The 2393-nt window shown below is 41.8% G+C and carries 2 protein-coding genes and 2 pseudogenes; 1 reads left to right on the forward strand and 3 read right to left on the reverse strand.

Features of this window, described 5'->3' with window-relative positions; genetic code table 11:
• Positions 1 to 344: 344 nt before the first annotated feature.
• Positions 345 to 605, reverse strand: a pseudogene (locus AC5JL8_RS21735) (magnesium transporter); the annotation flags it as partial.
• Here AC5JL8_RS21735 and AC5JL8_RS21740 point away from each other — a divergent pair.
• A pseudogene (locus tag AC5JL8_RS21740) lies at positions 601 to 753 on the forward strand (sigma factor-like helix-turn-helix DNA-binding protein); the annotation flags it as partial. The pseudogenes AC5JL8_RS21735 and AC5JL8_RS21740 overlap by 5 nt on opposite strands.
• Positions 754 to 858: 105 nt before the next feature.
• Here the strand turns inward: AC5JL8_RS21740 and AC5JL8_RS21745 are convergent.
• Positions 859 to 1224: a VOC family protein gene (locus tag AC5JL8_RS21745; protein ID WP_495881764.1), complete on the reverse strand. Its 366-nt coding sequence runs from the start codon at positions 1222 to 1224 to the stop codon at positions 859 to 861.
• A gap of 207 nt (positions 1225 to 1431) precedes the next feature.
• Positions 1432 to 2160, reverse strand: a complete 729-nt coding sequence (locus AC5JL8_RS21750; protein ID WP_495881765.1) for a phytanoyl-CoA dioxygenase family protein — start codon at positions 2158 to 2160, stop codon at positions 1432 to 1434.
• Positions 2161 to 2393 lie beyond the last annotated feature (233 nt).

Below are 2393 nucleotides of genomic sequence, written 5' to 3' on the forward strand. Positions count from 1 at the left end.
GGAAATATATCAAAGTCCCCCTTGCAAAGGGAGGAAATATATCAAAGTCCCCCTTAGAAAGGGGGATTTAGGGGGATCTATAAGTATCAAATACAACATCAAAAAGTTTTCAGACATCCTCTTAACTTTTATACATTTAGTTAGATATTTTTATCATTGGTAATAGTTGATATAAAACAAGCTCGTCTTAATCTTTAAGGTTGTATAACTTATGGTGAATATCTGTATGATCTGGTTATTTTTAGATAATATATAGTTAAACTTAATAATATATTTTACTATCTAAAATCTGATTTTTTTATGTTAAAACATATACGAAAGTGTAGATAAAACTGGATATTATTCTATAACCGTAAAATTACTCTTGCTATTGTCAGATAAATAAAAACACCCAAAACATCTACCGCAGTGGTAATAAATGGCGCTGACATTAAGGCTGGATCTAAACCAAGACGACGAAACAAAAAAGGTAAAGCAGAACCTGAGACAGAGGCTAAAATCGCGATCGCAAATAAACTGATTCCCACAGAAAGCGCTACCCCGAAATTGCCTTGAAGAAAGTAAGCCCATAGGGTCACTACTGTTCCCAACATTAACCCCAGAACTGATAAAATTGCCTTTACCTGGGCAACAATTTTGGCACGCCGAGAGATGGGAGAATCCTTGCAAGTAATAGCCCAAGATTTAGAAATGCCCTATGCTACGGTGAAAACTTACGTAAAATTAGCCCGTAAAGCACTCAAGCAATTATGAAGAAGGGGGGCGGGGGTGCAAAGGGGAAGGAAAATCTCACTGCAAGTACTCTCCTGTGCTCCTTTGCTCCTCCGCCCCTCTGTTGCCTTAATTTATCGGTCATTACTATGTACGAGTTAACACCTCTAAGTTATGCCCATTGGGATCAAAAAAATAGAACCCACGCCCACCTTGGCGATGATTGATCTGGCCTTTGTTTTGATGTTGGGGATCGCTGCTATATTCCAAACCTGCTTGTTTGACTCGTGCAAAAATCGCGTCAAATTCATCATCGCTGACATGGAAAGCATAGTGATGTGACTCAAATTCTTCCCTGTCGGCAAAGTCAAAGGTTAGTGTGTCATTAACCCGTACCACGGCAAAGTGAGAGGCAGGTGGATCGACCTTTAAACCAAAAATCTTAGCAAAGAACTGTGCTGATGCTTCTTTATCATGTACAGGCACAATTGTATGGTCTAGGGTAAGCGCCATATCATACCTCCAAAATGGCTAGTACCAGTTCATTAACTCAAATAAAAAACTTTCGTAGTGAGGACTTTAGCCCCCAAGCTCAGAGCGAAAGCCCTGACTACAAACGTCTTATCTTTAGTATAGAATTCCAAAAAACCAGCGGCAGCATGAGATTTGTGCCTGATGTGCGACTAGTAAAAAATATAAGTAGTCATTAGTCATTAGTCATTAGGGATAAACACCAGGCTTTCTGAGAAGTTGCCTTTGAGATGGAGTCAAATCCGGGTAATCATCAGCATTATAAAAGTCTCTTAACCAGGCTAATGGATAAGGGGAATACTTATAAAATAGTGTCCGACGCTCATGTGTTCCCCGCCAAGGAATAGTACCGTGAGTTAAAGCCTCAGTAAAAATGATGGCGCTTCCTGCCTTGACAGTAACTGCCTGTACACAAGCATTAGAAAATTCCAGGCTGCGCCATTTCTCCGGCAAAGGCAGATTACTTTTGTGGCTACCAGGAATGCAACCAAATCCCCCCTCACCGGGATGCACATCAATGAGTTCGTAAGCAACGGCAGTTAAGCCATTGTACATCCTGCCATTTTTAAATTGATAATATTGGCATGGATCGTAGGGAGTTCCGCCCCCATGCAAGCTAGGGCCAATGGGGCCAAGACCTTGACGGATAATGTGAACATAGTCATGATCTAGGCGAAACTGCTCTCCTAGTAATTCAAACAGATAAGGAGCGATCGCTCGATTATCGATCAGATCCTGGAAAGGCTGACCCCACGGCAATAAACCATCAAAGCGCAAAAATGCTGCTTCTGCTTTATCTTGAATTGCAATCTGCTGATCCAACACTGCTTGAAGGGCTGCAATCTGCTCAGTGCTAAGAGCATTTTCAACCACCAAGAATCCTTGTAAGTCAAAAAGATATCGTTCTAATTCGGTCATGAAACTGTCGCTGGTTGAGAAGTTACAGGCGAAAACAATTAATACTATTACACTTTAGAAAAAATTGACTTAAAAGGCAGAGGGTAGGAGGCAGGGAAGGGGACAAGGGGACAAGGGGGCAGGGAAGGGGGCAAGGAGGCAGGGGGACAAGGGGACAGGGGGAGAGTTAGAACTGCAACATCTATCTCAAAGACTCGTTCATCTCCCTCAAAGACTCATTCACGAGTATCAAA

The organism is Mojavia sp., from assembly GCF_059505145.1.